Genomic DNA, 21965 nt, shown 5'->3' with positions numbered 1-21965 from the left:
ACTCATGAACGACGTCCCGTATCACAACCCCTCACGGCGGCGGAGACTCGGCACCTGGCTCGCCACCGGCTTCCTTTCGGCGCCGCAGACGCCAGGCGCGCAACAGCCGAAGGGGGAGCAGACCCAGCGGGGCTCGTCGGCCCATGTCCGCCTGGTCCTCGCGGTCGAATGCCCGTGCGTAACGCTCGGCGTCCTGGGCCGTCGGATATCGCTTGCTTCCCTCCGCTCCGCACCCACGCGCGCAGTGCCAGAGCATCGTGTCGCCCTCATGGAGGAAGCGAAAACGGTGTCCCAGAAGGTGGCAGCGCAGCACAGAAGACCACCCTAGGCGGACCGGTCCATTCCGGCCTGTTCTGTCCCTCTCCAGACAACGGCCCATGGCCCTGAACGAGGAGGCATGGCATGACCACCACCGCCGAACTCGGTGTCGTGACCACCAAGGTCCCCGCCCGGCTTGACCGGCTGCCGTGGTCCCGATTCCACTGGCGGATCGTCATCGGTCTGGGAACCGTCTGGATTCTGGACGGACTGGAAGTGACGATCGTCGGGGCGGTTGCCGCCCGTATGACCGAGCCGGGCAGCGGCATCAACCTGACCAGCGCCGACATAGGCACTGCCGCCGCCATCTACGTGGCAGGCGCATGTGCGGGCGCTCTCCTGTTCGGGAGGCTCACCGACCGCTACGGGCGCAAGAAGCTGTTCATGCTCACGCTCGGCATCTACATCCTCGCCACCGTCGCGACCGCGTTCGCCCACGACGCCTGGTACCTCTACCTCGCCCGTTTCATCACCGGTATGGGCATCGGCGGAGAGTACGCCGCGATCAACTCGGCCATCGACGAGCTGATTCCGGCCCGCAACCGCGGACAGGTGGATCTGGCCATCAACGGCAGCTACTGGGTCGGTGCGGCGCTCGGCAGCCTGGTCGCCGTGCTGCTTCTCAACGAGAGTCTGCTGGCAGACGACCTCGGCTGGCGGCTGGCCTTCGGCCTGGGCGGCATCCTGGGCCTGGGCATCATGCTGGTACGCCGCCATGTGCCGGAGAGTCCGCGCTGGCTGTTCATCCACGGGCATGAAGACGAGGCTGAACGGATCGTCGACCGGATCGAGGCCGAGGTGCGCCAGGAGACCGGCAGCGAGCTGCCGGAACCGGGCGAGGCGGTCACCGTACGGCAGCGCGACGTCATCCCGTTCAGGGAGATCGCCGGCACGGCTCTGCGGCGCTACCCGCGTCGCGCCGTTCTCGGCCTGGCGCTCTTCGTCGGACAGGCGTTCCTGTACAACGCGATCGTCTTCGACCTGGGCACGATCCTGAACGGCTTCTTCGACATCGGCTCCGGCTCGATCCCCTACTTCCTGGCCCTCTTCGCCATCGCCAACTTCCTCGGACCACTCCTTCTCGGCCGACTGTTCGACACCGTGGGCAGAAAGCCGATGATCGCGGGCACCTACTTCGGATCGGCAGTCGTGGCAGCCGTGCTCGCCGTCCTGCTGGTCAACGGCTCGCTGACGACATGGTCGTTCTTCCTGCTGGTCTCGCTGACCTTCTTCGTGGCGTCCGCGGGAGCGAGCTCGGCCTACCTGACGGTGAGCGAGGTCTTCCCCATGGAGACCCGAGCCCTGTCCATCTCGCTGTTCTTCGCGATCGGTACGGCCGTGGGCGGAATCACCGGCCCGCTGCTGTTCGGCCACTTGATTCACAGTGGCGATGCGGACCTGGTGGCCATCGGCTTCCTCGTCGGAGCGGCAGCCATGGCGCTGGGCGGGCTGGCCGAGGTCTTCTTCGGTGTCCGGGCCGAGCAACAGTCCCTGGAGAACATCGCCCGGCCGCTCACCGCTGAGGAAGCCGAGGCAGCCTGGCGCAACGAGCCCGCGCCACAGGACGCACGAGACAGCCTCCGCCCCGCGCATGTCCGGCAGACCGGGCACGAGCGGAAACAGCGGATCGCCGACCGCACCGCCCGCCGCCGGGAGCGGGAGCGCGCCGGAGCCCGCCGCTACCGCCCGGGCACCGGACCGGGCAGCAGGATGTACTCGCCGGGGATGGCCGGCACCGCGGGCACGGCAAGTCGTACGTCCGCCATGGCCGAACAACGCCTCGACGACGAGATCGAACAGATCACCCACGCGCTCCAAGAAACCGGCCCGACGAGCCGCGACCGACTCGAACAGGCTGTGGACGGCCGTTCCTGGGGCCCCGGACGCTTCCACCGTGCCCTGCGTGAGTCCGAGCGGGAGTCCAGGGCCAAGAGCCTTGCCAACGGCAGCTACGCGCCGACGGACGGACGCGGCCGGCCCGACAGCGCACCGGACGACCCCCATGACCAGCGGTGACCGGGGCAGAAGGAGGCAGCGATGAAATACGACGGATTCCTCGCCCATGTACGCGAGCGAGGAGAATACAACGACCAGGACGAAGCCGCGGACGTCACCAACGCCGTGCTGGAAGTGCTGGCCCAACGGATCAGCCCGGGAGAGGTCAAGGACCTCGCATCCCAGCTCCCCGGCCCGCTGGGACAGGTTCTGAACCATGCAACGCCCCAGCAGACGCAGAGCTTCGGGATCGAAGAGTTCTACCGCCGGGTCGCCGAGCGCACCCATGCCCGGCCGCGTACGGCGCAGTGGGACGCCAGCGCGGTCCTGACCACCGTTGCCGACGCTGTGACTGGCGGAGAACTGAATCAGATCATCAGCCAACTCCCCTCCAGTTACGCGGTCCTGTTCGGAAAGGCCGACCTCGCGGACTGAGCCCGTGAGGCGCCCACAACGAAAGGCCCACGCACATGGTTGACACAGGTTTCTCCTCGTTCGACACCATGGTGGACAAGGCCAATCGGCTCCTCAAAGACGTCGAGGAGGCTTTCGGGTGGCCCAAAGAACGGCGTAAGCAGTCGTACGCGGCACTGCGGGCCGTGCTGCACCCGCTTCGGGATCGTCTCCCGGTCGAGACGGCCGTACAGTTCGGCGCCCAGCTGCCGACCATCGTCAGAGGCGTCTACTACGACGGCTGGAAACCGGCCGAAACGCCCGTGAAGATGAGCAACGAGGAGTTCCTCGCACGGGTCCGGAGTGAATTCCCCTATGCGGTCGAGGGTGGCAGCGAGAAGCTGGTGCGCACCGTACTGAAAACTCTGGAGCGCCATGTGAGCGCCGGCGAATGGCAGCACCTCAAATCCCGGGTGCCGAACTCGTTTGCCGCGCTCCTGCCGTGACTCCGGTGGAGGAGGTCATGAGCACGGCCCAACGCGCCGAACAGGCCTACGGTGCCGGTCACGGATCAGGGGGCTGCCACTCGAACATCAAGATCGTGGCGTCGTCGCTGAGTTCGTTGTGCTGATGCTCGAGGATGGCATGGATGAGCAGGCGCAGCACTTCCGGGGCGCTCTGCCCTGCTGCGGTCGACCGGATGATGTAGTCGGTGAAGCGCTCCAGGCCGAACTCCTCGCCCGCCTCGTCGCGTGACTCCACGACGCCGTCTGAGTAGAGCAGTATTCGGTCACCGGGTTCCAGGCTGACGTCGTGCACCTGACGGGCGGTCCCGGCGAGACTGGCGGGCAGACCCAAAGGAGGCTCAGGTGGCCGCTCCAATGCCTTGTGGAGCAGACGGTGGCGACGGATGAGCAACGGAGGCGGGTGACCGCAGTTGCACCATCGCAGCACGCCCGTGGGCATGTGCAACTGTGCGAAGACACCCGTGCAGAACTGCTCCGGAAGCCACTTCGCCAGCGCCTCGTCCACGGTGCCCACGAGTTCGTTCAGGTCTGCCCCGCTGCGCCGGGCGTTACGGCAGCCTGCCATGGCTACAGAGGTGGCAAGTCCGGACGCCAGATCGTGCCCCATGCCGTCAAGGATTGTGGCGTGCAGAACGTCCTCGGTGAACACATGGTCGAAAGCATCGCCGCCGAGTTCGTACGCAGGCTCCAGAACCGCCGTCGAAACGACCCGCCCGGTACCGATCGACCGGGGAGGGAGAAAAGCCCGCACCATCTCCGTGGGCAGGTGCATCGGCCTGGTACGCGTACGCTGCGCGATGGTGTCGCTGTAGGTGCGCTTGGATGTGATGATCAGCGCGAGGAGCAGCGCCGTCGTTCGACAGCGCCGTAGCTTGAGCCCGTCCAGGGTGCTCATGTTCAGTTCCACGACGCCCAGCCGCTCCGCTCCGTCGGCCAGGGGCAGCCATACCTTCAGCCCGCCGGAGGGGACTTCTTCCACTCGGAGAGAGTCGGTGCGGTAGGCCCATCCGGCCAGCGAAGTGTCGAGCTCCAGTTCCGGCTCGCCTTCGACAAGCGGCAACAGCAGTCTTTGCTGGATGTCGATCAGGTAGATGACCGCCCTGCCCATACCCATCGCCTCGGCATACCGGTTCAGGACCACGGGCAGTTCCGCAGGTGATGCCGGCTGGGCTGCTCTGACCAGTTCCTCCAGCAGCCGCTCACCGGACCCGACGGACATGTTCCTGTCCATGCCTTCGATGATCCCTTCGAGGACGAGCCGTCACAATCCGCGCTCTCCGACACTCGAGCACGCTTTCGGCAGCACCCTGGACGTGGACGAGGCCCTGCGGCGGGCCGGCACGACCGTTGAGGCAGCCGAGGAAGCGGAGCGCGCTGACGCTGTTCGGCCGTGGCCGGCACAGCATGTTCCGGTCGCCACTCACAGCAGGAGGTCGAAGACGGCTCGAGCCTCGTCCCACTGCTGGGTCTGGGGGTTCTTCAGCTCCGGGTGGAGGATCTTGAAGCTCTGGGCAAGAGCCAGACTGAGTCCGCCGATGATGTCCGGATAGGCCGCCTCGGTCTCCTCATCGGGTGTGCGGTCCAGAGCGGGATGGGTGGCGAGCTGTTCCAGGATCGGCTTGAGTTCTACTTCCTGGTCGATCTTCCGGAAATGGTGAATGCTCTCCTGCAGGCCTTTCGTGATCGGCAGGTCACAGGTCCGGATGATGTCGCGCCCGTTGGCCTTGGCAGTGGCCTGGGCGACGGTCAGCAGATCGTAGAGCTTGGCGTCGACGAAGTCGCTATAGCGCTTGAGATCGTTCTTGTCGACGTTCAGTCCTGCGGCCGCGCGAAAGAACCTCTCGAATCTGGCGATGGACATCACGGTCATGACGGCAACCTCCGGCTGCGGGCGCCGAGGTGACTCCCGGCCCCCTGGGCTTCTCGGTCAGCTTGGCCGACGGGGGCGCGCGAACGCATGCGCATGTCGGGCCCAATTAGCCTCCCTGTATTGCCCTGCCAGGCCCAGGCGTCCGACTGTCCGGGTTGCCGGCAGGCGTGCGGACCGACAGCAGGGCCAGAGAGCGCTCGGGAGAGGCCGGTGAGCAGCAGCCAGGGCCGGTTGACTCGGCCCATCCCGCCCACCGGCCGCCCCGACGCCGGGCAGGACGCAGCGCTGTGCCTCACAGGCGTTCTGGATGCGGGGTGGTCGGTGACGCGGCGTGCGGTGCGTGCCGGGGTGATGCCGGAGCGGGTGTTCGCGGTGGCGGACGCGATCGTGGCCCGGTGATGGGAGCAGGCCCTGCGCTGGGAAGACGAGGGGATCTGGTTACCTCGGCGGCGTCTGTGGGCACCTGGGATCGCGGGGCAGCCGACGAGAGGGTCCAGTCATGCGGGTGTCGTCTCAGGGCGTTACGGTCGTGGCTCTCCTGGCGGATCCGGACGCGCCGACGGAGATCGCGCAGCGCATGGCCCGGACACTTCCTGCTCGGCTCGCCGACAAGTCGGGCCAGGGGCGACGGTTCGACGTCGAGGTGGTCAGTGAGCCCTTCACATCGGGGACGGAGGACCCGCCCACCTTGATGCGCCGGATCATGGACCGTGGGAGTGCTGAGAACTGGGACATCGTCGTGGCCCTCACCGACCTTCCGCTGCACTCACACGGACGCAGGCTCGTTGTGAATCTGAGTCACAAACACGGCTTGGCCCTGCTCTCTCTTCCTTCACTGGGGGGCTTGCGGCTGCAGACGAGGGCCCGAAGGGCCGTCGAAGAAGCCGTGCTGGGCTTGACGGGTCCGCAAACCACTGGGGCTGAAGTACCTCCGGGCCCGATCGGTGAGAAGGAGACCGACGATCTTCGGTACGTCGTCAGCGGACCGCGCGGTTACCTGCGGGTGCTCGTCGGCATGGTCCGCGCCAACCGGCCGTGGCGGTTGGTGCCGGGCTTGTCGAAAGCCCTGGCGGCCGCACTCGCCACAGGAGCAGTCGCCACCGTGAACTCCACCGTCTGGAGCTTGGCTGAGACCCTGAGCGTGCCACGCCTCGTGATCGCCACGGTCGGGTCTGTCGCGCTCATGGTCGGCTGGCTGATCATAGACGCGGAGCTGTGGCATCGATCAGCAGAGAGCTCGCCGGAGGCGAGGCAGAGGGCGCGGCTCTACAACGCCTCGACGGTTGTGACCGTGGGTATCGGGGTGCTCGTCTGCTACGTGGGTTTGATGGTCATCAACTGGGTGTGGGCGCTGTTCATCCTCAACGACCAAGCGTTCGCTTCCGTGACACGAACCCCACTGCACGCCGAGGAGTACGTGACGCTGTCCTGGTTCGTCGCTTCGGTCGCCACCGTGGGCGGCGCGCTGGGATCAGGCTTGGAGAGCGACGATGCGATCCGGGCAGCCGCCTACTCCAAGCGCGAACAGGAACGTCGTCACACGCTCCAAGACGACCACGGTGACCAGTCCTCGAAGTGAACCGATCCCGGCACAACCAGCAGCGCGATGTCGCGCCGACGGGTTGATCATGGCGATGACGGTGCGGGTGTGGTCCCGGTAGGGCAGGTCCGTCACCCCTTCTCAGCCGGTACGCGGCCGCTGAGGCTGAACGTCCGGTGCCGGGGGCGTGGTCATCGATCGCCAAGGTACGTGAGAGTGTGCCGGTTCATCGGTGGACGTCGGCCCGGGGCCGCGCGTCCGAGCGCGGTGCCGTCAGGAGGCGGCGGCGCGGCCGACGCGCCCGGGCAGGGCGTTCCGGCTAGGCTCACATGGGTGAGGTGGCTGCGGACCTTCGGGGAGGTCGTGCGATCCGGGCTCACGATCGAGGAGGCGCGGCTGGAGCCCCTGCTCGCGCTGCGTACGGCTGCTGGGGTGGCGCTCGTCATCGGGCCGGCGCTGTGGCTGGTCTCCCCTGCGTACGCCGCGTCCGCCGCCCTCGGTGCCTACTCCGCGGGTGCGGCCACCTTCCAGCGCACCTGGCGTCCGCGCAAGGTGATCGCGCTCGGCGCGGGCGCGGGTCTGGCGCTCAGCACCTTCGTGGGCTACCTGGCGGCGGGGCGACTCGTGACGTTCCTTCCGCTGCTGGCCGTATGGGCCTTCGCCGCGGGGATGGCGTGGGCTCTCGGATCGACCGCTGGGATCGTCGCAGCGACGACGGTCGGCAGCATGCTGGTGACCATCACCCTGCCCACGAGCGTCGGACGAGCCTTGGAACACGCCGGGGTCATCGCGCTGGGAGGCGTGGCGCAGGCCGTACTGATCTTGCTGTTCCCGATCCGCCGTTGGGGGGCGCATCGTGACGCGCTCGCCGACGCGCTGGCCGCCGTAGCGGACTACGCCCGCCGGCTGCGGCACGACCCGACCGCGCCGTTCGACCCGGAGCCACTGATGACGGCCCGGGACGCGGCTGCCGTGACGCCATCACAGGCCCGCACCCGTCCCCCCGTCCTCCACGGCCCCCGGGGCCTCGCCGAGCGCATTCTGCCGGTCGTCGCCGCGCTCGCCGACCCGGACGTCGGCGCCCCGGCGGAGGGATCCGGGCGGGACCGCGCACGGGAGTTGCTCGACGCGGCCGCCGACGTCCTGGACGCGGCCGCCCGTTCGATCCGCCGCGGCACTCCCGCCGAGGTGCCGCCCCGGAGCGCGGACGTCCTGCGCGTCGACGAGGAGGGCGAGGTGTTGGAGGGGCCCGCCCGGCAGGCCGCCGAACGGCTCGTGGAACTGCTCGCCGAGGCGTTGGAAATCGCCGGGAGCGGCGGCGCGCGCGACAAGGCGCCTACGGCGCCCGACCCCGCGAGCGCCCAGTTCCTGGTGCGCCCGACCATGTTCAGGCTGCTCCCGGTCGTCGTCCGGGCGGTCCGCCGTGAGCTCCGCCGGGACTCGCCCGTGTTCCGGCACGCCGTCCGCCTGGCGGCGGTGGCCACGCTCGGCTATCTGATCGCTTCCCGGCTACCCCTGGAACACGGCTACTGGGCGCCCATCGCCTCGGTGATGGTGATGCGGCCGGACTTCCACCGGACGTACGCGCGTGCGGTGGGCCGTCTCGCCGGGACCCTGGCGGGGGTCGCGCTCGCCACCGGGATGGTGCGGGCTCTGGGCCCGGACGCCCATGTGTTCGGCGCGCTGGCGGTGGTCTCGGCGGCCCTGTCGTACACGCTGCTCCGTACCGGCTACGCCTACTCCCAGTGCTTCACTGCCGCGTACGTCGTCTTCCTGCTCGGCATGGGCGGCCACGCATGGGAGCAGACGGTCCCGGAGCGGGTGGTGCTCACCCTGCTCGGCGGGGCCTTGGCAATGCTGGCGTACGTGGTGTTCCCCGCATGGGAGACCCCCCGGCTGCCGGGTCGGCTCGCGGACTGGCTCGCCGCCAACGGCCGCTACGCGGCCGCAGTGCTCCGCGGCTACGCCGAACCGACCCGGGAGCGTCGCGCCGACATGCGCAGGGCCCTGCTGGCGAGCAGGGAGGCACGTGCGGCCTGGCAGGAGGCTTACGACCAGGCAAGGCAGGAACCGGTCCGTCCCAGGGGTCTGACGTCGCGCGAGGCGGAGGATGCGCAGGAGGCGCTCCAGGGGTTCGACCGGGCGGCGATGCTCATGGAGAGCCACGTCCCGCGGGCCGATAGTCGTTTCGCCCCCGAGGCGGAGCGGTTCGCCGAGGCCTTGGAGGCGGACACCGCGCGGGCGGCAGTCGACGTGCGCGAGCACCGGAATCCGGACTGGGGGCGCGTGGAGGAGGCGCTCCACGCGTGGGAGGGCGCCGCCGGGGACCGAAGCCCGGTGCTGCGGCGCGGGGCGGAACTGCAGAAGCGGGCCTTGGACAACCTTGCGACAGCCGTAAGCCGCACACCCCTGGAACGGGACGTCGGCTCTGCTCGCGAGGAGCAACGGGTGCGGGCGGCCGTGGCTGCGGAAGGTGACGGATCATCACCCGCGCACCGGGCTGGGTGACGGCTCCGGCGACGGGGAGCGCCGCGCCTCCTGGAGCGGGAAGTAGTCCCCCGGCCGCGTCGAGCGCCGCCACACGTACACCGCTGTCGCCATCACGAGGATCAGCCCCGCCAGGATGAGCAGTTCGATCCCCTCGACGTTCCACCGGAAGGACTTCTCCGCCTCGGCCGTCACGATGAGCACTTTGCGGACGCCGGCAATCAGGCCGACGACGAGGAACGCCTCCGCGTCGAGGGTCCGGTTCCTGATGGTGAGGCGGACGGTGTGGAGCAGCTCGGCCACGATGAACAGCACCAGGCCGCTGTCCAGGGCGGAGAGAACGACCGTCTCCTCGCGGTACGGCCCCTGGATCGACGTGATGACGTCATGGACGACCCCGACGGTCAGGATCCCCGCGAGCAGTACGAGGAGCGCCGCGACGACGAGGTGGATGCCGTCCTCGATGAGCTGTAGGAGGCCCTGTACCCGGCCGCCCTCGATCTTCGGGAGAATGGGTCGCACATTCGCATGCTAGGGGTGCCCCGGCCCGCAGGCGCGGCGTGCTGCCGAACGGGTGGACGCGCGGATGCCGCCCTGTGGTGGCAGCCTGGGGGAAGCGGCGAGGCGCGACATCACCGAGGCCTACCAGGCGGCAGGACAAGGGTTATGAGGCAGCCCGACGCGGACACGAACGGCAGGAACCTGCGGCCCGTCCTGGCGCCGACCCGGGGTCTGCCCTCCGATTCGGCCCGGGACCTCGCCTGCGGCCTGCCGGAGGAACCGCGCCACCGCACCGCCAGGGGCATCCGCCGGCAGACGGACACCGACGGCGCCCCTGGCGGCGAACGAACAGGTCGACGTGTCCGACGTGGCCGAAACGTCGGCGCCCGCCTGGAGGACGGCGACTGGGACATCGGCGTCTTCCTCACCGACCTGCCGGGCCGGGCGGAGCACAACCCGGTCCGCACCGAGGCCGACCCTGAGCACAGGGTCGCACTCCGTGGCGGGCGCGCCGTGCCGGAGGCCGCAGGTGCACTGGAGGTGTGTGATGAGCGCTGACCGCTCCCACGAGAGCCGTGATGGTCACATACTGGTCCTCGATGCCGGCTCTTCGAGCCTTCACGTCGCTCTGTTCGCGGCGGACGGTGAACGAGTGGCGGATCGAGACGCCTCGGAGCCCCCAGGGCCTGCTGCGGCGGCGGAACTGCGGAACTTCCTCAGTGAGGTGCCCGCTCCTGCGGCGGTTGGTCACCGCATCGTCCACAGCGGTCCGCACCTGACTGGACATACGCTGATCGACGCACGCGTACGGGCTCTGCTGGCGGACGTCGCCGATCTCGCGCCGCTGCACGTGACCCCTGCCCTGCATGTGGTCGATGCCGCACGAGAACTCCTGCCCGACGTTCCTCATGTCGCCTGCTTCGACACTGTCTTTCACAAGGATCTGCCGGCACAAGCGCGCACGTACGCCGTGCCGGAGCGATGGCGAGCCGAATACGGGCTGCGCCGGTACGGCTTCCACGGGCTTTCCTACTCGTGGGCACTGCGGAGGACGGCGCAGGCTCTGGGCCGACCCGTCGACAACCTCCAGGTCGTGCTCGTGCACATGGGCGGCGGCTGCTCGGCCTGCGCCGTCCGGAACGGACGCAGCGTGGACACCACCATGGGCCTCACTCCGCTGGAAGGCCTGGTGATGAGCCGACGCAGCGGCAGCCTCGACCCCGGCGCGCTGCTGTGGCTGCAGCGGCGGCACGGTCTGAGCACGGACGCATTGGATGACACACTCCACCGGCATTCCGGTCTGCTCGGCCTCTCCGGTACCTCGGGAGACACCCGGGACCTGGTGCGCGCCCGCGCGGAGGGTGATGCCGCGGCAGCGTTGGCGCTGGCGACGTTCACACTCAGCTGCCGCAGGGGCATCGCCTCGATGGCCGCCTCGCTGGACCGGCTGGACGCGCTGGTCTTCACCGGGGAGATCGGCGAGGACCAACCCGAGGTACGCGAGGAGATCTGCTCGGCCCTGACTGTTCTCGGAGTACGAGGCGGGTTGCTCGTCCCCGAACTGGAACATTTGATGCGGGAAGGCCTCCGACGCATCGATCAGACGGTGAGAGGTGTCCCGGTCCTCGTGGTCGCAACCGGCGAGACACAGCAGATCGCCGCCGAGACCCGACGGGTGCTCGGGATGTGACTGGCCAAGGCAACTGCCGGCACATCCACACTTACCTGGCCCGCGCAAAGAATCGGCCTCCTGTACCAGGACAGCAGGGCACGTCCTCGGCTGCCCGGGCCGCTGCGGTACGCGCCTGTTCGAGGGGCCTGGGCCGCTGCCGTACTCGACTCAGGGCGGACGGGGTCGCCGTCGCGCCCACGCCGACCATGACCAGCGTGCCGAATTCACGCCTGGTACGTGTCATTGCTTCCTCCTGTGCCGACCTGTTGTCCTGGAGCGACTTGGGGCGGTTTGAGGCCCTGCCGAGTGGGGGGCCTCGATGATGTCGGTGGCCTCTTTGGCGGCGAACAGCCTCTGGCCTGAGGACTCCAGCCCGAAGAAGCGCGGTCGGATGTCCTGGGTGGAGACCCAGCCGACGGGCTTGAGAGCACCGTGGCGCTCGATGGTGAAGACACCGATGGTGTCGGGGTCGGGTCCTCCGGGCGTGGTGTCGCCGGCGCCGCTGAGGCTGGAGGCGAAGTGCTACACCGGCGCGCTGGAGAACGAAGGCGGTCGCACGGTTACATGTGTCAGGGCCGAACTCGGCGCTCTCCGGCGCGGGTCCGGCTCCCGTAGGGCCGGCCGCGGGTGGCCGCGAGGGTTGCCGCTCCGGGGGCCGACTTTCATCGGTCCGCCGTCGGGCTGGTGCCGGGTTCGGCGTCCTTGCCGGATTTCGACTCCGAGCGGCCGCCCGCATCCGGACGGGCGCCGTGGCGTGTGACGGCACGCCACCCCGCCGCGACGAGAAACGCGGCAGCCGTCGACAGCCCTGCGCAGACGAAGAATACGGCTGTGTAACCGGCCCACTGGGTGACTACGCCCGCGGTGGCGCCGGCCAGCAGGATGCCGGCCTGCTGGGAGGAGGTGTACAGCGAAGACGCGGTGCCCGCCCGACCTGGCAGGGCGTCCTGCAGCAGCGAGAGCGGCAGGCTCAGCAGCACACCGGTGCAGACGGCACCGGGTAGTTGAGACAGGAGCAGCGCGGCCGGGGAGTGTATGAAAGGCAGCGTGGCGAAGAACAGCGCCGATACGGCCGCTGCGCCCAGCACGAGACGCCAAGCGCCGAGGCGGTGTGCGTACCTTCCGGTCAGCACGATGACCGGCACCTCCAGGGCGGCCGCGAGGCCGATCATCAGCCCGGTGAAACTCGGGCGGAGCCCCAGATCGAGCGTGACGAAGAGCGCGATGTTGATCTGGTAGATCGAGTTGACTGCGAGGAAGAGGACCACGGCCGGCAAGAGCAGCAGCAGCAGCGGGCGGCCCGGCCCGGTGAACGGGTTTCCGACGGATTTCCGCTTGACAGGGTCTCGCGGTAGGTCGGGGAGCAGACACCGGCACAAGAGTCCCGACATGGCGTAGAGGAATGCCGCCAGCAGGTAGAGCGGAGCGAAGCCCTGGGCGTCGACTACCAGGAACCCCAGCGGCGGGCCGATGATCCAGCACACCGAGGTGATCGACCGCAGTATGGAGTTCAGGAGAGTCGAATCGAGCGCATGGGCCTGTGCGTAGTCCCGGTTGTAGGCGAAGATCTGCGCGAATCCGGCGCCGCCAAGGCCGAACAGCACCGCGCCGGTGGCCAGGAGAAGCAGGTAGTCGCGGAACGCCGCGTAGGAGAGTGCGCCGGCCGCGGACAACAGGGGACACAGCATCAGGAGCGTCCGGCGGTTGAGCATGCGGTCCGACAGTGTGCCGACCGTCAGACCGGCGGCGATCTCCAGCACTCCCCGTGCTGAGAAGAACAGTCCGGTCATGAGCGGTGTCGCCCCGACCGGACCGGCCAGGAACAGGCTCACGGACGTACTCACCAACGCGCCCGCCAGGCCGACCATCGCGGTGTTGACCGCCATGCCGCGCAGTGTTGTGTCCTTGAGTACGCGGGTGGCACCGGTGCCGTTCCGTGCGCTGCTGATGTCCGTCTTCAAACTGGACCTCTCCAGGGCGCGGCCGTGCTGGACCATGGCCCGATGAGGTTGCCATAAATGGCAATCTCTAGGCAACCCTTGCCAGAACGCTAGGTGATCGATTCCAAGGGATCGGCTGCGCGCATGAGATGAGGGCGCCCAAAGTGCGGTTGCGACGCCAGACTTGGACTCCCTCGCCACCGCACCGAGGCCGTCGCGGCGGCAGCGCAGGCAGCAGGGGTCCATGCGCTACGTCGCTGCGGCGTACCCGGAGCGGACGGCCCGACTACCCCGTTGACCGCCTGGCTGCTGAGGTGATCACCGCGGCGGACTGTCGGCTGGTCTCTTGAGCGGGAGCATCGAGGTGCTCCGCAGGATGAGTAAGGCGATACAGGGTGCCTGCGGAGCTGTCAGCCTGCCAGCCGAGCTTTCCAGATCTCCTCGCTGGGCCATTGCCGGGCCCAGTCGGCGGAAGCCTCTGCGTAGTCCCGTGCACGCCGGGGTGCCTGAATCTCAATCAGATCTTCAACGACGAAGTCGCAGGACCGCAGCAGACGGAGCATCTCACCGTGCGGGAGGATGAACTCCACGTGATTGCCCCAGTCCAGCCGCGTCAGGCCGAATTGGCCGCGGAACAGAGTGGTGGATGCCGGTCCCTCGGGCGGTACACACAGCGCGAACAGCGGTGAGTAGCGCGAGAACACCAGTCGGCCTCCGGGAGCGAGAAGCCGGGCTGCCTCCGGGATCCACTGGTAGGGGTCGCACCACAGCGAGGCGCCGTACTCGCTGATCGCCAGGTCGAACGTGTTGTCCTCGTAGGGCACCTTCTCGGCATTGCCCAGGACAAGGGGGAAGTCGATGCCGAACTCCGTCTGCATCGCGCGAGCAGTGGCGAGTTGCTTCTCCGAGAGGTCGATCCCGACCGGGTGGGCTCCTGCTCTGGCCAGCCAAGCGGAAACGTAGGCAGTGCCGCAGCCCAACTCAATGGCGCGCATCCCGTCGATGCCGTCGGGAAGCACGAAGACCTGCGACTCAGGGGTGGCCCACAACCCCCAGGACGGTTCCACCTGCGCCCAGTGATCACGGGCGAGGGGACCGTGCCACGCAGCCGCCTCGTCATCCCAAAAGCGTCGGTTCTGCTCCACATGGTCCGCCGGGCCGTCATGAGTCATGGAGGCATTCGATCGAAGATGCTGCTGTTCCGGCAACGGAATTTCCACGGCGCCAGACTCCCTCGGGACGCGCTATCGGTCCAGGTCAGGAGCACTTCTCACGTTTGTCATCAAGCCTCGGACAGACCACCTCGTGAAAAGCCCGAGGCTAATATCCATCGACTGCGACCGTGAACTACAGACGTATCAGCCCAGATGTCGGGCGAAGAATCGCAGAGAGTCGTCCACCTCGAACCGCGGCAGATCTCCGTGCCTGCCGGGGTTGGCGTGCAGTGTCTTCTCGGCTGAACCGATGGCATCGAACAACGCCAGGCTCTGTGCACGGGGCATCCGCTCATCGTCCCACTGGACCAGAAATTGCACCGGCACGGTGATCTGCGCGGCGGTCCCGGCCAGCGCGGGCGACCCTTGCAGGCCCAGCACCGCGGCGCGGACTCGAGGTTCTGCGGCGACGAACGGTATACCGAACGCGCAACCCAGCGACACACCCCAATAGCCCACCGGTCCGCCGCCGATATGGTCGAGTTGCTGGACTGCGGTCACGACCGCCTGCCATTCCTCGACGGTCTGCCCGGCCACGAGCGTGTACATGGCGGTGTCCAGCGCAGCCGTATCCTCTCCGGCGGCCATACGCGCCCGGTACTCGGTCGCGATCCGGTCGAACTCCTCGTCCGTCGGCCGCTCGCCGTGGTTGGGCACGTCGATCGCGGCGACCGCGAACCCGCCCTCGGCGGCGAAGCGATGCGCGCGGGCCAGGATGCTGGCGGCCTTCTTGTGTTGCCCGCCGCCGTGTCCCATCAGGATCAGGGGGCGAGTGCCATGGGCGTCTTCCGGCGTCCACAGCACGCCGGGGATCTCGTCGAGGGTGAAGAGCTGTTCGGTCACGCCGCCCAACGACGTCTTGGAGATGAAGCGCATCGCGTTTCAGGCCTTTCGGGATACCTGCTGCAGGCGCTCCCTGGACCATGCGAGGGAGGGAGCCCAATCTGTCACAGCGTTGATCGGTCTCACCTCCTCGAGTTCGCAGCGGGCACACCCGTGGAATGCGGCCGCTCCCGCGAGACCGTCAAACGCTCCGAGCCGGCCGGATGCCACGAGTACGGCTACTGCGCCAGTCACAGCCGCTTCTTTGGGGCCCGCGCCTGCACCTGGTGTGCACGCTCCAGGGACTGCCCGTCGCCATCGCCCTGACCGGAGCGAACTCCTCGCCACCCGGCCCGGACAGACCTTGATCGGCGACAAGAGCTACTTCGGCCGCGACTTCGAGCGCGAGCTGGCCGAGCACGGAATCCGGCTGCTGCGGCCAACCTGCGAGGAGGAAGGGGGCGCCTCCCACCAGACCAACATTGCCTAACCTTGTCAACGTCTTGCCAAGATTGGCACTGTCTCATAGTCTCAGCGCGGATGCTCGGCGCCGGAGTGACGTGGTGCCCGATCCGAGGACGTTTTCGATCACGCGAAGGCGAACACCTGAGGGGTGAGGGTAACGTGAGCCAGTCCACAGCGGATTCGCCTCGGCAGCCGCGGGAGCCCGAGGAACTGCTCCGCGGAATCCTCAGCTCTCCGCAGGCGCGACTGGACGGCACGGCTGCCGTCGAGGTCCACTCGCTGGTCTCCAGCGAACACGTTCCCCTGTATCTGTTCGCCATCAAATCGCTCGGGCATTTCTGGCCCGGCGTCCGTGCTGTCGTGCACGACGACGGTAGCCTCGCAAAGGAAGATGTCGAGACGTTGCGGCGGCATATCGAGGGCATTCGGGTGATTCCCCGCGCCATCGCCGACGCCGTCGTCGAAGAGACGTTGGCCCGCTGCCCGTTGTTGCTGGAGGTCCGGCGGCACAACGTGCGCATCCTGCAACTGGTCGACTATTTCGTGCTCGCGGAAACCGAGAAGATTATCGGCATGGACAGCGACATCTTGTTCGTCGACACCCCGGACGAGCTGATGCGGTGGAATACCGACTCCACGGACCGTACGGCGTTCCTCTACTCCTACGAGCAGTTCGACCACGGGCGCGGCCCGATGGGTGTGAACTGGATCCCCGAGACCCTGCCGTCCGTGCCCTATGTGCCGGAGATGTGCTGCGGATTCATGTGCGCCGATCGCGAGCGCTTCTTCGACGCGGATTACCTTGAAAAGATGATGGAGGACACTCCGCGCGACATCCTTTTCCGTCCCCGTCATGTCACCCAAATGTTCTATTCCGTGCTCGGAGGGAGACTCGACGGCGCCGTCAGGTCGCTGGGGGAGGCCTACCGCTCTGGCCCGTGGGAGTGGCTGCCGTACGCGGATCGGCGCGTCATGTGCCATTACTTCGCTTCCAGCAAGGCGTCGGGCAAGACGGCGCGCACGCTTGACAATTTCGGCCGTTATGCGCCTCTGTTCACCTCCGCCCTCGACCGGCTGGAAGGCAGGAAGTGCCGTTGATCCGGCATCCCGCGCCTTGCGCCTCCGCCCATGGATACGGGATGAGTGGGAGCTGAACGCATGACGAGTCCTGTCCCCTATCCCGCCTTTTCCCTGCGCGACCTTGGCTGGACTCGCCTCGGAGGCCTCTACGAGGAACGCCGCGAGCTTCTCGGGATGCTCCGATTCGGAAGCCGCCGTCTCCTGGCCGCCATCGTCCTGACGACGCTCGTGGAGATCGCGACCGCACCGCTGACCGCCCTCTGCGCCCAGAGGTTCGTCCACGTCCTGACCGAGGAGACGGGCGATTACCTCTGGCCTGCGGCAGGCTTCGCCGCCGCCATGCTGCTGCGCCAGGCCGCCGAGATCGCGGGGCTGGCGTTCAGGCAGTCCATGGCCAAGACCATCGACGGCGCCGCCCGCTCCCGCATGCGGCGCATCGCCCTGCGCCCCGCCGGCATCTCGCACCTGGAGGATCCCGAGTTCCAGGACGTCGCCTCGCGCGCGGCCGACCAGGGCATCGCATGGCGCGAGCGCTCCGTCGGAATGGCCGCCGTGGGCCAGGTGCAGACGGGCGGGCGCATGCTCTCGGCGATCGCCATGGGCGTCGCTCTCGCCGTCTACTTCCCGCTCCTGGCCTGCACGCTCATCGTGCTCTGCTTCGTGATCCGGTCCATCACGCTGCGGCAGTGGCTGTTCCTGGAGAACGTGAAGGACGCCGCAACGCCGGAGCGCCGCAAGGTCGACTTCTGGGCAGATCTGGCCGCCGGCCCGGAAGCGGGAACGGAGCTGCGGCTGTTCGGACTGGCCGGCTGGGTGAGCGAACGCCGCCTGGCCGCACACTACGCCTGGCTGGCCGACTACTGGCGCATCCGCAGAAACGTCCTGCACCGCCAGAAGCTCTCCATGGCGATCACCGCTGTCTGCGCCGCCCTGGCGCTCGGAGTCCCCGGTACCGCGGCACTCGACGGCGAGATCGACGTGGGCACCCTGGCCTTCTGCCTGGTGGCGGCATGGGGCGTCTTCGTCATCGCGAACATGGGAAACGAGTCGTACGACATCGAGTACGGCAAGACGGCCCATCACGCCCTGCGCCAATTGGAGGGCCTGCGCCCGCCGGTGACGGGAACGCGGACACCCGCCGCCACGGTCGCCACGATCCGCTTCGAGGACGTGACGTTCACCTACCCCGGCGCGCCACGCCCCGTCCTCTCCCGCCTGAACCTCACCATCCGGCCCGGAGAGCGGCTGGCGATCGTAGGGGTGAACGGCGCTGGAAAGACGACGCTCATCAAGCTGCTCGCCGGACTGTACACGCCGACAGCCGGCCGGATCACCGTCGACGGGGAGGACCTGTGCACCCTGGACCCCGCCGAGTGGCGGAGCAGGATGACGGCCTTGTTCCAGGACTTCGTCCGGTACCCGCTGACCCTTCGGGAGAACATCACCCTGGCCGCCCCCGAGGCGGATGCCTCGGACGCCGAGCTTGAGGAGTTGCTGCGCCTCGGTGCCCTGGAGCCGGTGCTGGCCTCGCTGGAGTCCGGGCTGGACACGGTTTTGTGGAACTCTGGCAGTGGGGGGCGCGGACTGTCCGGGGGGCAGTGGCAGCGGCTGGCGGCCGTGCGCACGCTGTACGCCAGGTCCCACGGCAGACGACTGGTGGTGCTGGACGAGCCGACCGCCCATCTCGACGTGAAGGCCGAGGCTCGCTTCTACGACGAGGTCGTCGGCGCGGTCCGCAACGCCTCCGTCGTGCTGATCTCCCATCGGCTCTCCACCGTGAGGTCCGCCGACCGGATCGTGCTCCTGGACAACGGGCGGATCACGGAGGATGGAAGCCACACCGACCTCCTCAAGAGAGGTGGCGACTACGCGCGCCTGTTCCGGCTGCAGGCCTCCCGCTTCTCGGACGGCGCCGCCGAGCCTGACGCCACAGAGCGGGAAGGCTCCGAGTCGAACGCCGCAGAGCCTGAGGAGATGCGCGGATGAGCATGCGGAACAGCCTGCGCATGACCCGGCACACGCTGTCGCTGAGCTATAGGGCCGACCGGCGGGTGACCATCGCCGTCGGGGTACTCGTCGGCCTGCAGGCCGGGCTCGTCTCCCTGACCGCGCTCAGCCAGCGGTGGCTCGTGGACTCGGCTGAACTCGACATCGCCGTTGGTCTGTTGGGAGCGGTGGGCCTGGGCGTCGTCTGCCACGTGCTCCAGACGATCGGTCAGCGGATCTCCATCAACTACCGCAACGACCTGTGTAACCGCATCCAGCTGGCGCTGGAACAGGAGATCACCGAGGCCGCCGCGAAGATCCCCACGATCGCCCACCTGGAGCGCAGCGAGTTCATCAACCGCATCGTGATGCTCCGACGGGGCACGCTGGCCCTCACCAACACCGGCTGGGCCGCCGCCTACGCGCTCTCCGCGCTGGCTGGCATCGCCATGAGCCTCTGGCTCCTCATGGACATCCACCCGCTGCTCGCCCTCCTCGCCGCCTGCGCGGTGCCGATCCTCCCCCTGACCAATAGGGCCAAACGGATGCAGCAGCAGGCGGCCGAGGCCACCGTGGAGCACTTCCGGCAGGAGGCCGAACTGCACGATCTCTGCCTGCGCCCGCAGACCGCGAAGGAAGTGTGGGTCTGCGGCAACGGCATGCGGCTGGACAGACGTGCGAGCGACCTGTGGGCCGAGGGAGCGCAGCACGAGGCGCGCGTCCGGCTCCGCGGGCTGGTCTACGAGATCGGCGGATGGGTGCTGTACTTCGCCGCCCTCACCGTGGCCCTCATCGTGGTCGGACATCTGCTGAGGACGGGCGGCGCCACCGCCGGGGACGCCGTGTTCATCATCTCGCTCGCCGGCCAGCTGCGGGCACAGCAGCAACTGGCCGTCGACACCATCACCCAGGTCGCCAACGGCGGCCGGATCGCGGAACACCACCGATGGCTCCTCGACTACGCCGTGGTCGCCACCCGCACGGGAGCACCGGCGCCTGTCCGTCTCAAGGGGGCCATCGAGCTGCGGAACGTCTCCTTCACCTACCCCGGCGCCGTGTCGCCCGCGCTGCGCGGGGTCAACCTGACCATTCCGGCGGGCTCGTCGCTGGGCATCGCCGGCGCCAACGGAGCCGGAAAGAGCACCCTGGTCAAACTCCTCTTGGGCGTGCAGCAGCCGACCACCGGAATGATCACCGTCGACGGCGTCGACCTGCGGGAGCTCGACCCCGCCACCTGGGCGGCGGTGTGCACCGGCGTACTGCAGGACTTCCTCAAGCTCCAGACGTCGCTGCGCGAATCCGTGGGCGCCGGCGACCTGCCCGCCGTCCAGAACGCCTCCCAGGTCGCCGAGGCGCTGGACCGCGCACGCGCCACACGCCTCGTCCACGAGCTCCCCGAAGGACTTGAAACCCAGCTGGGAAAGACCTTCGGCGGGGTCGAACTCTCCCACGGCCAGTGGCAACGGGTTGCCCTCGCACGAGGGCTGATGCGACAGGCTCCGCTGCTTCTGGTGCTCGACGAGCCCACAGCTGCCCTCGATCCGCAGGCCGAGCACGAGCTGTACGAACTCTTCATGGAGCAGACCCGGAAGTCGGCCGGCCGCGGTGCCGTCACCGCGCTGGTCTCCCACCGCTTCTCCACCATCCACACGGCCGACCACATCGTCGTCATCGGCGACGGACGCATCACCGAACAAGGCACGCACGCGCACCTGCTCGCGACCGGCGGCGAGTATGCCGAGCTGTACCGGACGCAGATGCAGGCCTATCGGTAGGAGTGTCATGCAGCAGCAAGCGTTGAACGTGGTGTTCGCGATCGACGACGTCTACGTCCCCGGGGCGGTGGTGACCGCCTTGGGCGACGCCGAGACATATCAGGTCCCGGCCCGGCTCGTCCTGCTTCAGAAGCACGAGTGATTCACCTCGGCGACCCTCGGCCGGCTGCATCTGGGCAGCGTCATCCTTGCTGACGTCCAAGGCCGACGACCGGGCGGATGCGGGGCAGGCCCTGATCCAGGTCGTCTGCCTGGCGCTGCTGGTCTTCTACCACCTCGGCGAACTCACCCTGCGGATCGGCAACGTCGCCCCCCACTGTCCCGATCACCTGCTGCGCAGCGTCGTGGAGGTCGGCGATCCGCTCGGGCGCGGCGTTCTTGCCCTCCACCTGGCCGATCCAGCGCGGCAGACGGGGCAGCCGGACGGACATGCTGTCCCCGTGCCGATAGGTGGCGTTGTCCACCCCCGAGGCCGCCGCGGGGCCACCAGCTGGTGGCCCCGCTCTCCTTGATGTCGGGCCGTCAGGCGGGAACGGTGGTGAACTCGCGGTAGATCCGCCGCAGCGGATTGTCGGGGAATTCGTCGCTCCACGGCTTGTCGGCGCCGATGTAGTGGATGATTCCTTCGCGGCGGGTGAGATATTCCATCCGGCCTTGGCCGAATCGTCCGTGCACCGGGTGCTCGATGAACTTGTTCCATTTCGAGGGAATGGGGGCCCAGCGCTCCGCGAAGAGGTGGTTCAGGATGTCCTGGTCCAGGGTCGGAATGTCTTTGCCGTATGTGCGGTAGATGTGCACTGCCCGCGGGGTGATGCCCTCGGCACGCCACTGATCCATGTCGATGAGCAGGACACCGGCGTTGAAGTAGCCCGGTGCCTTGGCGCCGGTCTGACTGAGGCTCGCCCGTGTCGTGCCGAGTGTCAGCAGACGGGCCGGGGCCACCTCATTGATGACCGCGCCGATCGGCGCGCCGCCGAGGTCGGTGTCATACAGCTCCGCGAGGTCGTCCAGGACGATCGTGTCGACGTCGAGGTAGATCACCCGGTGCACGTCCTCGGGAACGATCTCGCCGATGTGCAGGCGGTGCAGTGTCGCTGCCGTCCAGTGCTTGCGCGGCACCGCCATCTCCAGACGGTCGGGCACCTCGTGGATCCGGACGTCGCCCGCGTCGCCGAGCATCCGGGTGCTGCCCTCGCCGAGTCCGGAGTCGATGACGTGGAAGACGAGTCCGCGCGTTCGGTCGCGCAGTCCGTCGCGGATCGACCTGGCGACGACCGTCGCGGCTGTGGCGTAGTTGTCGTCTACCGCGAACACCACATGGATGTCCTGCTGTCCCATCCTCGCTCCTCGGGTTCGTGATCCGGGCTGGGCGCCGCCGTC

Annotated in this window: 21 protein-coding genes and 1 pseudogene; 13 read left to right on the top strand and 9 right to left on the bottom strand. The window is 68.2% G+C overall.

Annotated features, from left to right (window positions below):
• Positions 1-402: 402 nt before the first annotated feature.
• The 3 genes from OHU35_RS02475 to OHU35_RS02465 are packed head-to-tail and all read left to right on the top strand — an operon-like array spanning position 403 to position 3212.
• On the top strand, positions 403-2334 hold the full coding sequence (locus tag OHU35_RS02475) for an MFS transporter (RefSeq protein ID WP_405504412.1): 1932 nt from the start codon (positions 403-405) through the stop codon (positions 2332-2334).
• A gap of 21 nt (positions 2335-2355) precedes the next feature.
• On the top strand, positions 2356-2748 hold the full coding sequence (locus OHU35_RS02470; protein WP_359894677.1) for a DUF2267 domain-containing protein: 393 nt from the start codon (positions 2356-2358) through the stop codon (positions 2746-2748).
• Positions 2749-2783: 35 nt separating this feature from the next.
• Positions 2784-3212, top strand: a complete 429-nt coding sequence (locus tag OHU35_RS02465; RefSeq protein WP_003995173.1) for a DUF2267 domain-containing protein — start codon at positions 2784-2786, stop codon at positions 3210-3212.
• Positions 3213-3270: 58 nt separating this feature from the next.
• On the opposite strand, the gene OHU35_RS02460 is transcribed toward OHU35_RS02465, so the two are convergent.
• Together OHU35_RS02460 and OHU35_RS02455 are read right to left on the bottom strand one after the other, a co-directional pair.
• Positions 3271-4464 carry a PP2C family protein-serine/threonine phosphatase gene (locus OHU35_RS02460; RefSeq protein ID WP_405504409.1) on the bottom strand — a complete coding sequence of 398 codons (1194 nt, stop codon included), beginning with the start codon at positions 4462-4464 and terminating at the stop codon, positions 3271-3273.
• Between the two features lie 189 nt (positions 4465-4653).
• On the bottom strand, positions 4654-5103 hold the full coding sequence (locus tag OHU35_RS02455; RefSeq protein WP_359894674.1) for a DUF1931 family protein: 450 nt from the start codon (positions 5101-5103) through the stop codon (positions 4654-4656).
• 210 nt (positions 5104-5313) lie between these two features.
• On the opposite strand from OHU35_RS02455, the gene OHU35_RS02450 reads away from it, so the two are divergent.
• The 3 genes from OHU35_RS02450 to OHU35_RS02440 all read left to right on the top strand — a co-directional run bounded on the left by OHU35_RS02450 (position 5314) and on the right by OHU35_RS02440 (position 9151).
• Entirely contained in the window at positions 5314-5502 is a 189-nt protein-coding gene (locus OHU35_RS02450; RefSeq protein ID WP_405504407.1) for a hypothetical protein, read from the top strand.
• Between the two features lie 100 nt (positions 5503-5602).
• A complete protein-coding gene (locus OHU35_RS02445; protein ID WP_359894670.1) occupies positions 5603-6682 on the top strand; it encodes a hypothetical protein in 1080 nt (359 codons plus the stop codon).
• A 294-nt stretch (positions 6683-6976) separates the two neighbouring features.
• On the top strand, positions 6977-9151 hold the full coding sequence (locus OHU35_RS02440) for an FUSC family protein (protein ID WP_359894668.1): 2175 nt from the start codon (positions 6977-6979) through the stop codon (positions 9149-9151).
• On the opposite strand, the gene OHU35_RS02435 is transcribed toward OHU35_RS02440, so the two are convergent.
• A complete protein-coding gene (locus OHU35_RS02435; RefSeq protein ID WP_359894666.1) occupies positions 9128-9652 on the bottom strand; it encodes a phosphate-starvation-inducible PsiE family protein in 525 nt (174 codons plus the stop codon). The two genes, OHU35_RS02440 and OHU35_RS02435, sit on opposite strands and share 24 nt — an antisense overlap.
• A gap of 144 nt (positions 9653-9796) precedes the next feature.
• Here OHU35_RS02435 and OHU35_RS02430 point away from each other — a divergent pair, with 144 nt between their 5' ends.
• Positions 9797-10189 carry a hypothetical protein gene (locus tag OHU35_RS02430; protein ID WP_189725247.1) on the top strand — a complete coding sequence of 131 codons (393 nt, stop codon included), beginning with the start codon at positions 9797-9799 and terminating at the stop codon, positions 10187-10189.
• 94 nt (positions 10190-10283) lie between these two features.
• Complete coding sequence (locus tag OHU35_RS02425; protein ID WP_405504405.1) at positions 10284-11321, top strand: acetate/propionate family kinase; 1038 nt, start codon at positions 10284-10286, stop codon at positions 11319-11321.
• A 222-nt stretch (positions 11322-11543) separates the two neighbouring features.
• On the opposite strand, the gene OHU35_RS02420 is transcribed toward OHU35_RS02425, so the two are convergent.
• From OHU35_RS02420 to OHU35_RS02405, 4 genes are all read right to left on the bottom strand, one after another.
• Positions 11544-11762, bottom strand: coding sequence for a beta-propeller fold lactonase family protein (locus OHU35_RS02420; RefSeq protein WP_405509161.1), 219 nt, complete (start codon positions 11760-11762; stop codon positions 11544-11546).
• Positions 11763-11965: 203 nt separating this feature from the next.
• The gene (locus OHU35_RS02415) at positions 11966-13264 is read right to left on the bottom strand and encodes a sugar efflux transporter (protein ID WP_405504403.1); all 1299 of its coding nucleotides are present in this window, start codon (positions 13262-13264) and stop codon (positions 11966-11968) included.
• A 389-nt stretch (positions 13265-13653) separates the two neighbouring features.
• Positions 13654-14463, bottom strand: coding sequence for a class I SAM-dependent methyltransferase (locus OHU35_RS02410; RefSeq protein ID WP_405504401.1), 810 nt, complete (start codon positions 14461-14463; stop codon positions 13654-13656).
• 138 nt (positions 14464-14601) lie between these two features.
• Complete coding sequence (locus tag OHU35_RS02405; protein ID WP_189725250.1) at positions 14602-15333, bottom strand: dienelactone hydrolase family protein; 732 nt, start codon at positions 15331-15333, stop codon at positions 14602-14604.
• 114 nt (positions 15334-15447) lie between these two features.
• On the opposite strand from OHU35_RS02405, the pseudogene OHU35_RS02400 reads away from it, so the two are divergent.
• The 5 genes and pseudogenes from OHU35_RS02400 to OHU35_RS02380 form a co-directional block, all read left to right on the top strand.
• Positions 15448-15736, top strand: a pseudogene (locus OHU35_RS02400) (IS982 family transposase); the annotation flags it as partial.
• A gap of 167 nt (positions 15737-15903) precedes the next feature.
• Positions 15904-16842: a hypothetical protein gene (locus OHU35_RS02395; RefSeq protein WP_405504400.1), complete on the top strand. Its 939-nt coding sequence runs from the start codon at positions 15904-15906 to the stop codon at positions 16840-16842.
• A gap of 60 nt (positions 16843-16902) precedes the next feature.
• Positions 16903-18810, top strand: coding sequence for an ABC transporter ATP-binding protein (locus OHU35_RS02390; RefSeq protein ID WP_405504398.1), 1908 nt, complete (start codon positions 16903-16905; stop codon positions 18808-18810).
• Entirely contained in the window at positions 18807-20585 is a 1779-nt protein-coding gene (locus tag OHU35_RS02385) for an ABC transporter ATP-binding protein (protein ID WP_405504396.1), read from the top strand. Before OHU35_RS02390 ends, OHU35_RS02385 begins: the two co-directional genes overlap by 4 nt.
• Before the next feature lie 7 nt (positions 20586-20592).
• On the top strand, positions 20593-20727 hold the full coding sequence (locus OHU35_RS02380) for a hypothetical protein (protein WP_267943947.1): 135 nt from the start codon (positions 20593-20595) through the stop codon (positions 20725-20727).
• A 40-nt stretch (positions 20728-20767) separates the two neighbouring features.
• On the opposite strand, the gene OHU35_RS02375 is transcribed toward OHU35_RS02380, so the two are convergent.
• Together OHU35_RS02375 and OHU35_RS02370 are read right to left on the bottom strand one after the other, a co-directional pair.
• Positions 20768-21016 carry a hypothetical protein gene (locus OHU35_RS02375; protein WP_189725254.1) on the bottom strand — a complete coding sequence of 83 codons (249 nt, stop codon included), beginning with the start codon at positions 21014-21016 and terminating at the stop codon, positions 20768-20770.
• A 91-nt stretch (positions 21017-21107) separates the two neighbouring features.
• Complete coding sequence (locus tag OHU35_RS02370) at positions 21108-21923, bottom strand: glycosyltransferase family 8 protein (RefSeq protein ID WP_189725255.1); 816 nt, start codon at positions 21921-21923, stop codon at positions 21108-21110.
• Positions 21924-21965 lie beyond the last annotated feature (42 nt).

Source organism: Streptomyces purpurascens (assembly GCF_045040895.1).
Taxonomy (GTDB): Bacteria; Actinomycetota; Actinomycetes; order Streptomycetales; family Streptomycetaceae; genus Streptomyces; species Streptomyces purpurascens.
This window is presented reverse-complemented; position numbering and strand designations above follow the sequence as displayed.

Bases quoted from the DNA above. Each gene is read 5' to 3' on its own strand.
- OHU35_RS02430 (WP_189725247.1), top strand. From the start codon at position 9,797: ATGAGGCAGCCCGACGCGGACACGAACGGCAGGAACCTGCGGCCCGTC.
- OHU35_RS02465 (WP_003995173.1), top strand. From the start codon at position 2,784: ATGGTTGACACAGGTTTCTCCTCGTTCGACACCATGGTGGACAAGGCC.
- OHU35_RS02475 (WP_405504412.1), top strand. From the start codon at position 403: ATGACCACCACCGCCGAACTCGGTGTCGTGACCACCAAGGTCCCCGCC.
- OHU35_RS02385 (WP_405504396.1), top strand. From the start codon at position 18,807: ATGAGCATGCGGAACAGCCTGCGCATGACCCGGCACACGCTGTCGCTG.
- OHU35_RS02390 (WP_405504398.1), top strand. From the start codon at position 16,903: ATGACGAGTCCTGTCCCCTATCCCGCCTTTTCCCTGCGCGACCTTGGC.
- OHU35_RS02455 (WP_359894674.1), bottom strand. From the start codon at position 5,103: ATGACCGTGATGTCCATCGCCAGATTCGAGAGGTTCTTTCGCGCGGCC.
- OHU35_RS02370 (WP_189725255.1), bottom strand. From the start codon at position 21,923: ATGGGACAGCAGGACATCCATGTGGTGTTCGCGGTAGACGACAACTAC.
- OHU35_RS02445 (WP_359894670.1), top strand. From the start codon at position 5,603: ATGCGGGTGTCGTCTCAGGGCGTTACGGTCGTGGCTCTCCTGGCGGAT.
- OHU35_RS02460 (WP_405504409.1), bottom strand. From the start codon at position 4,464: ATGGACAGGAACATGTCCGTCGGGTCCGGTGAGCGGCTGCTGGAGGAA.
- OHU35_RS02405 (WP_189725250.1), bottom strand. From the start codon at position 15,333: ATGCGCTTCATCTCCAAGACGTCGTTGGGCGGCGTGACCGAACAGCTC.
- OHU35_RS02375 (WP_189725254.1), bottom strand. From the start codon at position 21,016: ATGTCCGTCCGGCTGCCCCGTCTGCCGCGCTGGATCGGCCAGGTGGAG.
- OHU35_RS02470 (WP_359894677.1), top strand. From the start codon at position 2,356: ATGAAATACGACGGATTCCTCGCCCATGTACGCGAGCGAGGAGAATAC.
- OHU35_RS02380 (WP_267943947.1), top strand. From the start codon at position 20,593: ATGCAGCAGCAAGCGTTGAACGTGGTGTTCGCGATCGACGACGTCTAC.